The sequence below is a fragment of the Streptococcus sp. 959 genome, assembly GCF_013277075.1.
GTDB lineage: Bacteria > Bacillota > Bacilli > Lactobacillales > Streptococcaceae > Streptococcus > Streptococcus pseudopneumoniae_C.
The window spans coordinates 48,060-65,817 of sequence record NZ_VMMF01000005.1; the positions used below are offsets into that span (position 1 = coordinate 48,060).

Consider the following 17,758-nt stretch of genomic DNA (forward strand, 5'->3'; position numbering starts at 1 on the left):
CATAAGGGAGGTGGTAGGGATGGTAGAACCAAACCTAGAAAGCCTTATAAAAGATCTTTACAATCATGCTAGACATGATTTGAGTGAAGATTTAGTTGCTGCTCTCTTAGAGACTGCAAAAAAACTGCCTACTACAAATGAGCAATTGCTGGCAGTTCGTCTCTCAGGCCTGGTCAATCGTGAATTGCTCCTAAATCCCAAACATCCGGCACCTGAGTTGCTCAACTTGGCTCGCTTTATTAAAAGAGAAGAATCCAAGTACAGAGGAACTGCAGCTTCTGCGCTTATGTACGGAGAGCTCTTTAAAATGCTTTGATTCCATTGTGGATCAAAGCATTTTTTTGTATGGTGGAAAAGCAACTATTGCTAAGGAGAAGAAAAAGCCATCCCATTTAGGATAGCTTCTTGGTTCTTAGATTTGTTCAGCAATGACCTTTTCAGCTAAATTCATAGCATGGTCAGACACACGAGTGTAGTGGGAAACAATGTCGATAAAGTTGACCCCAGCTTGCGTTGAACACTCGCCCTTGTTGAGGCGTTTGATGTGGGTCTTTCTGAGAACACGTTCCATATTGTTGATTTCTTTATGGCGTTCAATCAGACTTTGCGCTTTTTCAATATCATTGTTTTCCACGCTATCAAGGGCATCCTTGATAAAGCCAGTGGTTTTTTGATAGATATCAGCCAATTCCTGCAAAGCAGCTTCAGAGAACTCAACATTTTTACGTTGAAGATAGTCAGTTAGATTGATTAGCGCTTCTGCGTGGTCCCCAATCCGTTCCAAATCGCGGGATGAATCAAGGATATTGGTGAGCACTTCACTTTCTTTCTGGCTAAGGGCCTCGCTTGAAAGAGTAATAAGGTAACGAGTCAATTTTTCATCAATAGTATTGATGGCTTCTTCTGTCTTATGGCCTTTTTCAGCAAGCTTTTCATTGAGATCGATGATGTAGTTATATGAAAGGTCAAAGGCTTTAGAAGCATAATTTCCCAAGTGAAGGAGTTCTTTTTTCGCATTTCCGAGAGCGATTGATGGAGCTTGTTTAATCAAATGCTCATCAAGATAAAGTGGCTCGTACTTGACAACTTCGTCTTCACCAGGGATGAGCTTGGTTACAAAGAAAGCCAAGGCTCCGATGAATGGAAATTGTACAATGGTGTTACTTACGTTAAAGGCACCGTGCGAGAAGGCGATGGTCATCTCAGGTGAGAGGTGAAGGAGTGCTTGGAAGTACTCAATCATTGCAGTGAAGGGGCCTAATAAGATTAAGCAAAGAATAGTTCCTAATACGTTAAAGGTGACGTGGGTTGCAGCAACGCGTTTCGCAGAGACATTGGCTCCTGCTGCCGCAATGATAACGGTTAGGGTTGTCCCGATATTATCCCCGAAGAGAACTGGTAGCGAACCTTTAAGGTCAAGGAAGCCACCTGCATAGAGACCTTGCAAAATCCCGATTGTCGCAGAAGAAGCTTGGATGAGAACGGTAATCACTGCACCAGCGAAAACTCCTAAAATAGGGTTTTGTCCCAAGGTTACCATGTATTCCTTGAATTGCGGTAAATCTTTAAGAGGACTCATACCGGCACTGATGAGGTTGAGGGCGTAGAAGATTCCCCCTACACCAAACAGGATGCGCCCAATATTGTTTGCTGTTCTGTTTTTTGTAAAGAAGAGGAACATGGTTCCAAGGAAAATTAGGGGTAAAGCATACTCACCAAGCTTGAAACCAATGATAAAGGAAGTAACGGTGGTTCCGATGTTGGCTCCCATGATAATTCCGATAGCCTGTCTAAGAGTGAGGAGACTAGCGCTGACCAGTCCAACCGTGATAACTGTCACCCCTGTACTTGACTGAATCAGGGCAGTCACGACAATCCCGACTAGAACACCTAAAAAGGGATTGCTGGTGTACTTGTCAATGTAAAAACGAAGGCGATCTCCAGCAGCTTGTTGCAAACCGTCTCCCATGGTCTTGATACTATATAAGAATAGTCCCAGACCACCTAAAAAGTGAAATAAAATTTCCTGCCAATTAATGGACATTTCTTTTTCCTCCGAAAAATAATAACGGAATTTCTCCTATTCTATTTTAAAGGATAAAAGTAAATCTAACAAGTGTTAAGCTAAGATTTTAGAAAGAAAATTCGTTAGGAAAGACTGTAGTTATATTAATTTTACCAATTTTTAACCTAGATATAGGTATTTCCTCTGATATATTGACATTTAAAAGAAATATTTTAAAATGAGGGAGGAATTATCTTGGTCCCTGTGATTGGGATAAAAATTTTACGAAGAAAGTTAAGCGCTTTCTTTAAAACAAAAAATCAATCTTTTAGGAGGAGAAAATGAAGAATCCATTTTTTGAAAGACGTTGTCGGTACAGTATTCGTAAGTTATCAGTAGGGGCTTGCTCGCTGATGATTGGGGCTGTTTTGTTTGCTGGTCCAGCCTTGGCAGAAGAAACAGCTGTTCCTGAAAATAGCGGAGCTAATACAGAGCTTGTTTCAGGAGATAGCGAGCATCCAACTAGTGAAGCTGATAAGCAGAATGAAGGGGAACATGCTGGAGAAAACAAGCTAGAAAAGGCAGAAGGAGTCGAGACAGCATCTGACACTGCTTCGCCAGCAAGCAATGAAGCTGCAACTACTGAAACTGCAGGAGCAGCTAAACCAGAGAAAAAAGCAAGTGAGGTTGTTGCAGAAACACCATCTGCAGAAGCAAAACCTAAGTCTGAAAAGGAAACAGAAGCAAAGCCTGAAGCGGCTAGCCAAGCGGATGAGTCTAAGCCAGCAGCAGAAGCTAATAAGACTGAAAAAGAAGTCCAGCCAGATGTCCCTAAAAATACAGAAAAAACATTAAAACCAAAGGAAATCAAATTTAATTCTTGGGAAGATTTGTTGAAATGGGAACCTGGTGCGCGTGAAGATGATATTATCAACCGTGGTTCTGTTGCCCTCGCTCCACGTCGGACAGGTCATTTGGTCAATGAAAAAGCTAGCAAGGAAGCAAAAGTTCAAGCCCTATCAAACACCAACTCTAAAGCGAAAGACCACGCTTCTGTTGGTGGAGAAGAGTTCAAGGCTTATGCTTTTGACTATTGGCAATATCTAGATTCAATGGTCTTCTGGGAAGGTCTCGTACCAACTCCTGACATTATTGATGCAGGTCACCGTAACGGGGTTCCTGTATATGGTACACTCTTCTTCAACTGGTCAAATAGTATCGCAGACCAAGAAAAATTTGCTGAAGCTTTGAAGCAAGACGCAGATGGTAGCTTCCCAATCGCCCGTAAATTGGTAGACATGGCCAAGTATTATGGCTATGATGGCTATTTCATCAACCAAGAAACAACTGGAGATTTGGTTGAACCTCTTGGAGAAAAGATGCGCCAGTTTATGCTCTATACCAAGGAATATGCTGCTAAAGTAAACCACCCAATCAAGTATTCTTGGTACGATGCCATGACCTATAACTATGGACGTTACCACCAAGATGGTTTGGGAGAATACAACTACCAATTCATGCAACCAGAAGGAGATAAGGTTCCAGCAGACAACTTCTTTGCTAACTTTAACTGGGATAAGGCTAAGAATGATTACACTATTGCAACTGCCAACTGGATTGGTCGTAATCCTTATGATGTATTTGCAGGTTTGGAATTGCAGCAGGGCGGTTCCTACAAGACTAAGGTTAAATGGAATGACATTTTAGATGAAAATGGGAAATTGCGCCTTTCTCTTGGTTTATTTGCTCCAGATACCATTACAAGTTTAGGAAAAACGGGTGAAGATTATCATAAAAATGAAGACATCTTCTTTACCGGTTACCAAGGTGACCCTACTGGTCAAAAACCAGGTGACAAAGATTGGTATGGTATTGCTAACCTAGTTGCAGACCGCACGCCAGCAGTAGGTCACACCTTTACTACTTCCTTTAATACAGGTCATGGTAGAAAATGGTTCGTAGATGGTAAGGTTTCTAAGGATTCTGAGTGGAATTACCGTTCAGTTTCAGGTGTTCTTCCGACATGGCGCTGGTGGCAAAAATCAACTGGTGATAAGTTGAAAGCAAGCTATGATTTTGAAGATGCCTATAATGGTGGAACTTCTCTCAAATTTGCAGGGGATCTTTCAAGTGCGACCAAGCAAGATGTGAATTTGTACTCTACTCGCTTGAAGGTGACAGATACAACCAAATTGCATGTTGCACACAAAGGAGGCAAGGGAACCAAGGTTTATGTAGAATTTGCAACCAAGAAAGATTATACCTACGGCGATGAAGCTGCCCGTAAAGAATTGACAGTTTCAGATAACTGGACTACTGATGATTTTGATTTGAGTGCCTTAGCAGGTAAAACAATCTACGGTATTAGACTGTATTTTGAAAATGACAAAGACTTAAAAGGCTATCAATTCAATCTGGGGCAATTGACCATCAGCAATAATCAAGATGCTCCTCAGGCTCCGACAACAGTAGCTGTAGCCAAACAGGTTCTTAAAAATGCCCAAGAAGCAGAAGCGGTTGTGCAATTTGAAGGAAACAAGGATGCAGATTTCTATGAAGTTTACGAAAAAGATGGAGACAGCTGGAAATTACTAACTGGTTCATCTTCTACAACTATTTATCTACCAAAAGTTAGCCGTTCAGCAAGTGCTCAAGGTACAACTCAAGAACTGAAGGTTGTAGCCGTTGGTAAAAATGGGGTTCGTTCAGAAGCTGCAACAACAACCTTTAATTGGGGTATGACTGTAAAAGATACCAGTCTACCAAAACCACTAGCTGAAAATATCGTTCCGGGTGCAACTGTTATTGATAGTACTTTCCCTAAGACTGAAGGTGGGGAAGGAATTGAAGGTATGTTGAACGGTACCATTACCAGTCTGTCTGACAAGTGGTCTTCTGGACAATTAAGTGGTAGTGTGGATATTCGTTTGACCCAGCCACGCACAGTTGTTAGATGGGTGATGGACCATGCTGGAGCTGGTGGAGAATCTGTAAACGACGGTTTGATGAACACCAAAGACTTTGACCTTTATTATAAAGATGCGGATGGTCAATGGAAGTTGGCTAAGGAAGTTCGTGGCAATAAAGCCCATGTTACAGATATTACCCTTGATAAACCTATCACAGCTCAAGATTGGCGCTTGAATGTCGTTACTTCTGACAATGGAACTCCATGGAAGGCTATTCGTATCTATAACTGGAAAATGTATGAAAAGCTTGATACAGAAAGTGTCAATATTCCGATGGCCAAGGCTGCAGCTCGTACTTTAGGCAATAACAAGGTACAAGTTGGCTTTGCAGATGTACCAGCTGGAGCAACCATTACTGTTTATGACAATCCAAATTCTCAAACTCCGCTTGCAACCTTGAAGAGCGAAGTTGGAGGAGACCTAGCAAGTGCACCATTGGATTTGACAAATCAATCGGGTCTTCTTTACTATCGTACCCAGTTGCCAGGCAAGGAAATTAGTAATGTCCTAGCAGTTTCCGTTCCAAAAGATGACAGAAGAATCAAGTCAGTCAGCCTAGAAACAGGACCTAAGAAAACAAGCTTCGCCGAAGGGGAAGATTTGGACCTTAGAGGTGGTGTTCTTCGAGTTCAGTATGAAGGAGGAGCTGAGGACCAACTCATTCGCCTAACTCACGCAGGTGTATCAGTATCAGGCTTTGATACGCATCATAAGGGAGAACAAAATCTTACTTTACAATATTTGGGAGAACCGGTGAATGCTAATTTATCAGTGACTGTCACTAGCCAAGATGAAGCAAGTCCGAAAACTATTTTGGGAATTGAAGTAAGTCAGGCACCCAAAAAAGATTACCTAGTTGGAGATAGCTTAGACTTGTCTGAAGGACGCTTTGCAGTGGCTTATAGCAATGACACTATGGAAGAACATTCCTTTGCTGATGAAGGGGTTGAAATTACTGGTTACGATGCTCAAAAGACTGGTCGTCAAACTTTGACGCTTCATTACCAAGGACGCGAAGTTAATTTTGATGTTTTGGTCTCTCCAAAGGCTGCAGTTAACGACGAGTACCTCAAACAAGAAATTACTGCTGTCCAAGGTCGTCAGTCAACGGTTGCTTATACCTTCTCCAGTGAGGACAAACAAGCGACGCTACTAGAGAAGCTCAATGGAGCGAAAGTTGTTGCAGAAAACCATGGTGCCAGTCAAGAAGACGTTAATCAGGCTTTGAATGAATTGAAACAAGCAGGCGCAAACTTGGATGGCAATCAGCGTTATGAGGCTGCTAGGAAAGAATTAGAAAGTTTACTCGAATCCATCCGCGAAAAATATCCTCAATCAGAATTAATTGCGCAAGTAGAGGCTTTGTTGGTCTCACAAGCACCAACTCCACAAGCTTTTGCGGACATGAAAGAACAGCTGAATAAGAAACTAGCTCCTGCAGCAGAAAGCCATCACGTTGGTAGCCAGGATCCAAATGAAGTAGCCCCAACAGTTGAAGCCCTCTCTGGACTAGTTGTGGAAACTGAAACAATAGCCTTCGAACGTCAAGAGCGCCCAAATGCAAGCCTTCTTAAAGGTCAACATCAACTAGTTCAAGAGGGAGTTGAGGGACAAATTCGTCACTTGATTGAAGTAGATAGCCAAGGGAAACGCACTCTTCGTTTAACAGAGGTAATTAAAGAAGCTGTTCCAGAAATTACTGAGATTGGAACAAAAGTTCTTTCAAGTAAGGAACCAACTGAAGGTGTCAAGAATTTGGTTGTGAATACTCCGAAATTAGAAGTTGAAGAGACAAGTCTTGCCTTCGAACACCAAGAACGTCCAAATCCAAATCTCCCAGTCGGTCAGCGTCAACTTGTCCAAGCAGGAGTTGAGGGACAAATTCGTCGCTTGATTGAAGTAGATAGTCAAGGCAATCGTACTCTTCGCTCTACAGAAGTTTTGAAAGAAGCAAGTCCTGAAATTGTGGAAGTGGGTACTGTTCTAATTCCTGCCAATCCAGCACCACAAAACACAGACCTTCCAAAACCTTATAATCAACCAGCGTCTGACCAACAAAAGGCTCCTAAATTGGAAGTCCAAGAGGAAAAGATTGCCTTTGACCGTCAAGAACATGAAAATGCTGAGTTGCTAGTTGGGCAACAACGAGTCATCATACAGGGACGAGATGGTCTGTTAAGATATGTCTTTGAAGTTGATGAAAACGGTCAGCGTCGCCTTCGTTCAACAGAAGTCATCCAAGAGGCGATTCCAGAAATTGTTGAAATTGGCACAAAAGTAAAAACTGAACCAGCAGTAGCGCCTACACAAGAAAAACCAGCCCAAAATACGGCAGTTAAATCAGAAGAAGCAAGCAAACAATTGCCAAATACAGGAACAGTTGATGCTAATGAAGCCCTAATAGCAGGCTTGGCCAGCCTTGGTCTTGCTAGTTTAGCCTTGACCTTGAAACAGAAAAAAGAAGATGAAGATTAAATATCGAAAAATCTTGTGAAATCTTTCCTTATATTTCCAAAGTGTGATATAATAGTTTCGAATAAAATAAATAAAGGGGTTTTTGTAACATGGCAAAACTTACTGTTAAAGACGTTGACTTGAAAGGTAAAAAAGTCCTCGTTCGTGTTGACTTCAACGTACCATTGAAAGATGGCGTAATCACTAACGACAACCGTATCACAGCAGCTCTTCCAACTATTAAGTACATCATCGAACAAGGTGGACGTGCAATTCTTTTCTCTCACCTTGGACGTGTGAAAGAAGAAGCTGATAAAGCTGGTAAATCACTTGCTCCTGTAGCAGCTGACTTGGCAGCAAAACTTGGTCAAGATGTTGTTTTCCCAGGTGTCACTCGTGGTGCTGAATTGGAAGCGGCAATCAACGCTCTTGAAGATGGACAAGTTCTCTTGGTTGAAAACACTCGTTACGAAGATGTTGACGGCAAAAAAGAATCTAAAAACGATCCTGAACTTGGTAAATACTGGGCATCACTTGGAGATGGTATCTTCGTAAACGATGCATTCGGTACAGCTCACCGTGCACACGCATCTAACGTTGGTATCTCAGCAAACGTTGAAAAAGCAGTTGCTGGTTTCCTTCTTGAAAACGAAATTGCCTACATCCAAGAAGCAGTTGAAACTCCAGAACGTCCATTTGTAGCTATCCTTGGTGGTTCAAAAGTTTCAGACAAGATCGGTGTTATCGAAAACTTGCTTGAAAAAGCTGATAAAGTCCTTATCGGTGGTGGTATGACTTACACATTCTACAAAGCACAAGGTATCGAAATCGGTAACTCACTTGTAGAAGAAGACAAATTGGATGTTGCGAAAGCTCTTCTTGAAAAAGCAAACGGTAAATTGATCTTGCCAGTTGACTCAAAAGAAGCAAACGCATTTGCTGGCTACACTGAAGTGCGTGACACTGAAGGTGAAGCAGTTTCTGAAGGCTTCCTTGGTCTTGACATCGGTCCAAAATCTATCGCTAAATTTGACGAAGCTTTGACTGGTGCTAAAACAGTTGTATGGAACGGACCTATGGGTGTATTTGAAAACCCAGACTTCCAAGCTGGTACAATCGGTGTGATGGACGCTATCGTGAAACAACCAGGTGTTAAATCAATCATCGGTGGTGGTGACTCAGCTGCCGCAGCGATCAACCTTGGACGTGCAGACAAGTTCTCATGGATTAGTACGGGCGGAGGAGCTTCAATGGAGCTTCTCGAAGGTAAAGTATTGCCAGGTTTGGCTGCACTTACAGAAAAATAATTTCAGCCCGTTTGTCTCTACAAAATCCTGATTTTGTAGAAAAAGGAACAAAACTGAAACGTTAACAAAAAGGTGGCTATGTCACCTTTTTGTGTTAGTGGAGGTATTTGTGACGCGGTGGTGGGGCTTCAATGGAACTCCTTGAAGGTAAAGTTCTTCCAGGACTTGCAGCCTTGACAGAAAAATAAGATTTCATAAATAAATCAAAGAAGAGAGGGATGAAAGTTCCTCTTTTCTTTTGCTTAAAATAAAAACGCTTCCTCTCAACTATTGCTCATAAAATCACCTAATTTATGATAAAATGGAAATAGAAAGTTGAGATTATGAGTTATTTTAAAAAATATAAATTCGATAAATCCCAGTTCAAACTTGGTATGCGAACCTTTAAAACAGGTATTGCTGTTTTTCTAGTTCTTTTGATTTTTGGCTTTTTTGGTTGGAAAGGTCTTCAAATTGGTGCTTTGACAGCCGTTTTTAGCCTGAGGGAGAGTTTTGACAAGAGTGTTCATTTTGGGACTTCGCGTATTCTAGGAAATAGTATCGGTGGCCTCTATGCCCTGGTCTTCTTCCTATTAAATACCGTTTTCCATGAAGCATTTTGGGTAACCTTGGTTGTTGTTCCTATCTGCACCATGTTAACCATTATGACAAATGTAGCTATGAATAACAAAGCAGGTGTTATTGGTGGTGTAGCAGCCATGTTAATCATTACCCTATCGATTCCTACTGGAGAAACGATTTTGTACGTGTTTGCGCGTGTATCAGAAACGTTTATGGGAGTTTTTGTTGCAATTCTCGTAAATTACGATATTGATCGTATTCGACTCCTTTTAGAGAAAAAAGAAAAATAATGTTACATTTTATAACATTATCAATTGACGTTTGTCTTTTTTTAGACTATAATAGACAGAAAGAAGGAAATTGTAAATGAAGGAAAAAGAATTTCGCCGAAACATGGCTGTTTTTCCTATTGGCAGTGTTATGAAGTTGACAGATCTATCGGCGCGTCAGATTCGGTATTATGAAGATCAAGAGTTGATTAAACCTGATCGAAACGAAGGGAACCGTCGCATGTATTCCTTGAATGACATGGATCGTTTGCTCGAAATCAAAGATTATATCTCAGAAGGTTATAATATCGCTGCCATTAAGAAAAAATATGCTGAACGTGAAGCGAAGTCCAAGAAAGTGGTGAGTCAGACTGAGGTGCGTCGTGCGCTTCACAATGAACTTCTCCAACAGGGGCGTTTTGCTTCAGTACGATCACCTTTTGGTCGCGGTTAGGCAACCGCAAGTAGTCATAGATTAAGGAGAAAACTCATGCCAATCACAGCTGCAGATATTCGTCGTGAAGTCAAGGAAAAAAATGTTACCTTTATTCGTCTCATGTTCTCAGATATTTTGGGAACCATGAAAAACGTCGAAATTCCTGCTACAGATGAACAGTTAGATAAAGTCTTGTCAAACAAGGCGATGTTTGATGGATCTTCTATTGAAGGTTTTGTACGTATCAATGAGTCAGATATGTACTTGTACCCAGACTTGGATACATGGACAGTCTTCCCTTGGGGGGATGAAAATGGAAGTGTTGCAGGTTTAATCTGTGATGTCTATACAACAGAAGGTGAACCATTTGCAGGTGACCCTCGTGGCAATTTGAAACGAGCTCTTCGTCACATGGAAGAAGTAGGATTCAAATCTTTCAACCTTGGACCAGAGCCAGAATTCTTCCTATTTAAGCTGGATGAAAATGGTGACCCAACACTTGAAGTAAATGACAAGGGTGGCTACTTTGATTTGGCGCCTACGGACCTTGCGGACAACACACGTCGTGAGATTGTGAATGTCTTGACCAAAATGGGATTTGAAGTAGAAGCGAGTCACCACGAGGTTGCGGTTGGACAGCATGAAATTGACTTCAAGTACGATGAAGTTCTCCGTGCTTGTGATAAGATTCAAATCTTTAAACTTGTTGTTAAAACCATTGCTCGCAAACACGGGCTTTATGCAACCTTTATGGCCAAACCAAAATTTGGTATTGCTGGGTCAGGTATGCACTGTAATATGTCCCTGTTTGATGCAGAAGGAAACAATGCCTTCTTTGATCCAAATGATCCAAAAGGAATGCAGTTGTCAGAAACGGCCTATCATTTCCTTGGCGGTTTGATCAAGCATGCTTACAACTATACTGCCATCATGAATCCAACCGTTAACTCATACAAACGTTTGGTTCCAGGTTATGAAGCGCCTGTTTACATTGCTTGGGCTGGTCGTAACCGTTCGCCACTTGTGCGCGTACCTGCTTCACGTGGCATGGGAACTCGTCTTGAGTTACGTTCAGTGGATCCGATGGCAAACCCATACATCGCTATGGCGGTTCTTTTGGAAGTTGGTTTGCATGGTATTGAAAACAAAATCGAAGCACCAGCTCCTATCGAAGAAAATATCTACATTATGACAGCAGAAGAGCGTAAGGAAGCTGGCATTACAGACCTTCCATCAACCCTTCACAACGCTTTGAAGGCTTTGACTGAAGATGAAGTTGTCAGAGCGGCTCTTGGAGAACATATCTATACTAGTTTCCTTGAAGCCAAACGAATCGAATGGGCAAGTTATGCAACCTTCGTTTCACAATGGGAAATTGATAACTATTTAGATTTATATTAATGGTACAGAAAGGTTGTCCGTTTGGGCAACCTTTTTATGTTGTTCTAAAGACTGGAGTACTTACATTTAGTCTTTTGTAGATTACTAATATTCTTCGAAAATCTCTTCAAACCACGTCAGCGTTATCTGCAACCTCAAAGCTATACTTTGAGCAGCTTGCGGCTAGCTTCCTAGTTTGCTCTTTGATTTTCATTGAGCATAAGTTTATTATAGTAGATTGGAAGATAATGAATTGAGTCTAGGATTGTCCAAAATAATTCCTAACAATGTTTTAGAAGTCGTGTTATACTATTGCGACTTAAATATGATATAGTGTTTTCATATTGCTCATACTCTTCTATTTTCATTGAGTATCAGCTATAAAGATCGATTACAATATGTCTTTTATGCGCTTCAGTTAGATGAGTGTAATAGATGAGAAGTTTTTTTATTTTTTCTTGAATTGAGGTTTTATCGTCTATAGTATGCTGTAATCTACATGAATATAAGGTGTGTTTGTCATAAATTGATTTGATGCATTTGATGTTTTTATATTAAATTTTCTGATATTTCTTTAATAAGGATAATTGCTATTTTTGTAAAAATCAAGCTACTAAAATTTTATAGTTTAGTCCTAATTAGTAAATATACAAATTCATACATAGAGGGTAGTTCCACCGTTTGCATATATATATATATATATATATACAAGCGGTGGAACTTATTTTATCCATACAGGAATCAATAGTTTAAAGATTTTTTGTCATGTATTAATCGCTCTTTTTTCAACGAAAATCTTACTATTCTAGGAACTGCTTCGTTATAAAAATACTCTATAGTTGTTAATTATTTATTACAGATATCATTTTACTATATCAACTTATTGTGATAAACTATATATAGTTATGTCATTTTAAAAATAGAAAGGAAAAATTTATGTTTGGACATAAGAATAATAGGAATGGTGAAAAAGTTTTTCGCTATTCGATTAGAAAGTACCATTTTGGTGCTGCTAGTGTAGCTATAGCTGCCCTCTTGTTTTTTGCAAATGGAGTAGCTAGAGCAGATAGTCTATCTGTATCCCCTGATACAGCAGCGACTGAGAAGACCCTAAATGATGAGGGTAGGAGTAGGGCTAAGGAAGAACCCTTGCCAAATAGTCAAGAGCTTGCTGAAAGGAATTTGGAAGAAAAAACTACAAAAGTTGTTGATAAATCAGCCCTTCTTCAAGTGATGGATGAGCTTAAAGATATTGTAGTTAAGGTAAAAGAAAGTAAACTTGCTCCATTGTCTAATCAGCTTCTTCAGCTTACTGATGAAAGCAAACGTTTGCTTTCTGATAAGGATGCTAAATCAGAGGATATTGATCAACATATTCTAAAAATTAGAAAGCTGATAGAAACATTAAAAGAGCAAGAAAGTAGTGCTAGTCAACCTGAGCGGAAAGAAGAGAGTAAGGTGCCTTCTGCTGAAGCGGTAGACGAGACTGCTAATCAGGCTGAAAGTAGCAATGCTAAGGATTCTTTACTAGAAGATAAGAGCACGAATGAGGCTGCTACTGAAGTTCGTAAAGAAGAAACTTCTAGAGATAGCTCAAAACCTACTGTGACAGCTTCCGATAGAAGCTTAAACAAGGTAGATAAGGAAGCTAATAGTCTAGAACTGCCAAACAAAGATAATAAACTGTTGCCGATAGATACGAAAAGTAATCTTGTAGATGAGGCGACAGAGGATGTTCTTGATAAGAAGAAAAAAGGTTATTCTGGGTTTAGAATAGCTCATTATGCAGCTCGATCAATTGATCGTTCTGTAGCTGGAAATCTCGACTCAGGTACTATCAGTGGTGATGGAGTTAAACAGTTTGAAAATCTTCATTATGACATTGATGGTGATCGTACTATTTGGAGAGTGGCTGTCCGTCCGGCTCATAAGAATCATGCTTGGGCTGGTATTGCAGTTACATCAGATGATACTATTGAAAATATTCGTGTAGTAGAAAGAGGTGGAGCTGGTGGTAGTGTACTAGAAGAGAGAGAAATTTCCAGAGGACGCCCTGCTAGTACGCCTTTCTCTAATTATAAGATGTTTATTGGTCACTACAAACTTATTGGTGGAGCTGTGCCAGATAGAATAGTCTATGAAGTAACTACTAGAGGAACACATCACAATCTTTTTGCTCGCTTTGCGACCGCTATTGTACAGAATACTCTTGAAAATTCTGGCTTAAATGGTAAGGCGGCGATTACAAGTCGAAATTCAGACTTCCCTGCTGTAGGTATCCATGTCAATGCAGTAGGCGCTCCTACTGTTAACCACAACTATACTCGAACCAACGATACTGTACGTATGCAGACTGTACCGTCAACAGATAATCAATTATCAGGGACTGGGAAACCAGGAGCGACTATTTCTGTTAAGAAAAATGGAAATACTTTTAAGAAGACAAAAGTTGATGGAAGTGGTCATTGGGTTGTTTCACTAGATGCTGGTTTAAATAGTAATCTATCAGATACTGGAGAACAACTTGTACCGAAAGATAAGATAACAGTAACTCAAAGTGTTGATGGCAAAGAGAGTGAAGCAACGAATGTGGATGTTTCATTAGGGCGTTCATGGATTGCTTATTCGCCGGGACATACCAATGAATTGGTTTCAAACCAACGCGATCTCAAGCTATATGTACCACATGATGCGGGTATGGCTTACTTGAAATACAGGGATACAAATAATCAAGAACATGAAATTGGGATTAGACGTACTGCGATTAACCAAGCTTGGCAAGTTCTTCCTGAGAAACGTAATTTAGCTACTGTTACTTCAGTCGATAATACAAGTAATAAGTTTTATTCTATCATTAATCTTAAATTGAATAGTGATATGAAAGTGGGCTCTCAAACGTCTGTTGTTTCAAATATGAAAGAAGGCGGTTACGGAAGTCTTGAGGGATGGAAACCTGTCAATGTAGTAGAGGCTCCATTAACATCTGGAGCTCATATCGAGAGTGACTTAACAGGTAAAGCAAGTATACCTGCGGAAGTAAGAGTAAAAGCACCAGTAGGTTCAACAGTAAAACTTTACGATAATAATGATGTGCTAATAGGAGAAGCTCAGGCTGGAAATGATGGATATGCCACGGTACATCCTCGAAATAGTTTACCTGAAGGGCAAATTAGAGCGACTTCAACACCTGTTGGAGGTAAAGAATCAGCAAAAAGTGACCCTGTGACAGTTACGAGAACTGTTCCAAGTGTAGGTCCAGCAGTTCATAAACAACCAGCGCAACCAACCAATACTCAAATCTTAATTAGCAAAACGAATATAGTAGCTTATCGAGGGGACACTGTTGATGTTACCATTCAAGCAGCAGCTAACGCTATTGAGAAATTCTGGATACCAAGTGATCCATATTCAGTAAAAGGACTGAAACACACTGGTCAATTTAGAGAATCAGCTGGTACTGATAAGACGAACCATATGACAGCACGTACAAGTGGTACCATAGCTATGGATCAACCTTTAGGTACTAATGGATTTATCTATGCTGTTATAGGTAAAGCAAGAGAGGGACGAGCTAGTAGAGAAAATCCATCAGAAACTAAAACTGTACAGTTGGATATTACCGTCCTTGAAGTAGCGAAGAAATATGATATTTCTATTGATAAAAAGATTACTGTAGACAATCCAAATGCTGTGAGTGGTCCAGAAAAAGAGAAAATCATTGCAGCGATTAAAGAGAAAAATAATAGAACATATGCAGATGCAGCATATAGAGCATTATTAGATCAGGCTACTTATTCAGTGGATGAAAAAGGGAATGTTACCATCACTTATCCCGATAATTCAGTAGATAAAGTAGCTTCATCATATACGATTCAAAAACGTCCAGTAATAGAAACATCCTTAGTAGATAAGGCGGATACTCAAACACCTATAACTGTATCAGCAGACCCAGGATCTAAGGTGAAACTTTATGATCACTCAGAGCATGAACTGGGAGAAGGTACGGTAAATGAAAGTGGTCGAGTTACTATTAATCCTACAAGACCGATTCCAAATGGAAATGTAACAGCAAAAGCAACTGATAATCGTGATAATACAACAGATGCAAGTGCTCCAAAACAAGCAACAGTACCTGCACCGCAAGCTTTGACCATTCAGCAACCTAATCATGGTTCAACAAGCGTAACTATTACTCCGCAAGGCAGAACAGATATTATCTCTGCGGTTATTCAAGGGAAAAAAGTTAAAATTGAAAAGGAAGGCTCTGGACGTTATAAGACGTTAGAAAATGCAGCGAATGTACGAATTTCACCAAATTCAAATGGAAGTGTAACCTTTGAATTACCTTCAGGTACAAGATTTGAAACCCTAGATAGAATTCAAGCTACTGCAGAAAATAAAGATATTACGGTAGTTTCAGGAATAAGGTCATCTCAAGAGGTTAGTCAATATGTACTAGCAAATAAAGGAGAGAAAGTACCTGTAAAAGATATTAATCGTTTAACTCCAGAAGATAAAGAGAGAGTTAAAACAGCCTATGAAAAAGCTAATCCAGGTATCAATAAGTCAGAAGTAACTGTAGGAAGTAACGGAGATATTACTTACAATCACCAAGGTAGAGGATCTGTGCAAAAAGGTGTTGCAAAAACATCTGATAATGTTGTTCTAGATAATGTAGCTCCAGGTAAACCAACGATTCCAACTAACTTGACGGATAAAGCTGGAACTAGAACTCAAATTGAAGTAGATACAGAACCAGGTGCATCTGTTGTTGTATATGATCATGGCGGTCAAGAACTAGGACGAGGTGTAGCGAACGCAAGTGGTAAAGCGGTTATCAATCCGACTAAGGAAATTCCTAAAGGTAATGTTACAGCAAAAGCAACAGATGAAGCAGGAAATATCTCACAACCAAGTGATGCTAAAGTTGCTACTTTCCAAGATTTCACACCAAAAGTTCCTTCTAAGACACCTGTTACAAAAGTAACGTCTTTAACACCGGATGAGGTTAATCAGGTTAAGAAAAAAGTTTCAGATGCTAACCCTGGTAAAGAAGTGCAAGTATCAAGTAATGGTACTGCTACTGTAACTGATCCTAAATCAAGGATATCTCATCAAATATCTGGAGATAAGTTAGTTGAATCAAACGATAAGATTAGACCAACAGTTGAAATTCCTTATGATAATGCAGACAAACAAGAAGTATATGTATATTCCGGGGAAACAAGTAACATTACAATCAAAGTAAAAGATAACTCTGGAAAAATATCTAAATCATATCTTGCGTTTGCGGCTAATGATAGAAGAGGTTTAGGAACAGAGGATAACAGTTACTTGGGTGGTAGAAGTAGCAACGGCTTGTATTTAACAGCGACTAAAATACATTCAGATACACCAACTTCAGAAAACCAACCAGCAACAATTACAGTAAGTGGAAATCTTAATAATCAGCCATTTACAGGTGAAAAATCAATTACTCGTTATGTATTTGCAGAAGATCCAAGTGGAAATACTAACTATGAGCATGTAGGTCATGCTAATGATGTAGGAGCTCCTGGACGCATTCGATTTGTATGGAAACCTCAAACATTTAAATATGATGCACAGGCGCCAGGAACACCATTATTATTAGATAGTGCAGATGCGACTCAAATTGAGAATGCTGTAAAACAAGCTAATCCAACCTTTAGCGATAAAATTAAGTCTGTAACAGTTGATGGTAATAATGTGATTGTGACCTATAAAGACGATAGTACAGATAGATTAGATGCTTCTAAAGTCTTTAAAGTACGTGATTCTAAGCCAACGTCACCAATGGCAACTGCACCAAAAGATGGAACAGTAACAGTAACACCAACAGGGGATGCAGATAAAGTAATTGTTAACTACACAGATGAGCAACAAAATTCTAAAGTAGTAACAGTAGTTAAAGCTAAAAATGGAACATGGTCATCATCAGATAAGCCAGCAGGAGTAACTGTTGATCCAAGAACAGGAACGTTGTTAATTCCAGCTGAAGGTGTTAAAGATAGAAGTCAGGTAACAGCAACAGCTACGAAAGGTGATAGTAGACCATCAGATCCAAAAATAGTTACAGCGCAGCCTAAAGACTTCGAACCAGTGAAACCAGACGAGAAAGTTCCAGTTAAAGACAAAGCGCACTTAACTCCAGAAGAGAAAAAACAAGTGGAAGACAAAGTCAAAGCGAAGAACCCAGGTAAGGAAGTCACTGTAGGCGAAGACGGCACCGCAACGTTGAAAGATCCAACAACCGGCATCAGTCACCAAATTCCAGGAAGTGACTTGGTCAACCAAGGATTCACCCCAGTGAAACCAGACGAGAAAGTTCCAGTTAAAGACAAAGCGCACTTAACTCC

General features: G+C 40.0%; 8 protein-coding genes. 7 read left to right on the plus strand and 1 reads right to left on the minus strand.

Translation table 11 applies throughout. From position 1 onward, the window contains the following. The first annotated feature begins 19 nt into the window (after positions 1-19). Positions 20-316, plus strand: a complete 297-nt coding sequence (locus tag HT717_RS01890) for an enterocin immunity protein (protein WP_049541001.1) — start codon at positions 20-22, stop codon at positions 314-316. Positions 317-412: 96 nt separating this feature from the next. Here the strand turns inward: HT717_RS01890 and HT717_RS01895 are convergent, their stop codons facing one another. Then, positions 413-2,044, minus strand: a complete 1,632-nt coding sequence (locus HT717_RS01895) for a Na/Pi cotransporter family protein (protein WP_020901113.1) — start codon at positions 2,042-2,044, stop codon at positions 413-415. A 302-nt stretch (positions 2,045-2,346) separates the two neighbouring features. On the opposite strand from HT717_RS01895, the gene HT717_RS01900 reads away from it, so the two are divergent. The 6 genes from HT717_RS01900 to HT717_RS01925 all read left to right on the plus strand — a co-directional run. Continuing rightward, positions 2,347-7,449, plus strand: coding sequence for a G5 domain-containing protein (locus tag HT717_RS01900; protein ID WP_049541000.1), 5,103 nt, complete (start codon positions 2,347-2,349; stop codon positions 7,447-7,449). 89 nt (positions 7,450-7,538) lie between these two features. Continuing rightward, positions 7,539-8,735, plus strand: coding sequence for a phosphoglycerate kinase (locus HT717_RS01905; protein ID WP_001096743.1), 1,197 nt, complete (start codon positions 7,539-7,541; stop codon positions 8,733-8,735). Positions 8,736-9,058: 323 nt separating this feature from the next. Then, complete coding sequence (locus HT717_RS01910; RefSeq protein ID WP_153226573.1) at positions 9,059-9,586, plus strand: aromatic acid exporter family protein; 528 nt, start codon at positions 9,059-9,061, stop codon at positions 9,584-9,586. 76 nt (positions 9,587-9,662) lie between these two features. Beyond that, positions 9,663-10,019 (plus strand): transcriptional repressor GlnR, encoded by a 357-nt coding sequence (gene glnR / locus HT717_RS01915; protein WP_000659551.1) that lies wholly within the window; start codon positions 9,663-9,665, stop codon positions 10,017-10,019. A 36-nt stretch (positions 10,020-10,055) separates the two neighbouring features. After that, positions 10,056-11,402, plus strand: a complete 1,347-nt coding sequence (gene glnA / locus HT717_RS01920) for a type I glutamate--ammonia ligase (protein WP_001122886.1) — start codon at positions 10,056-10,058, stop codon at positions 11,400-11,402. 915 nt (positions 11,403-12,317) lie between these two features. Beyond that, a partial coding sequence (locus HT717_RS01925) for an Ig-like domain-containing protein (RefSeq protein WP_173304245.1) occupies positions 12,318-17,758 on the plus strand: 5,441 nt, incomplete at its 3' end.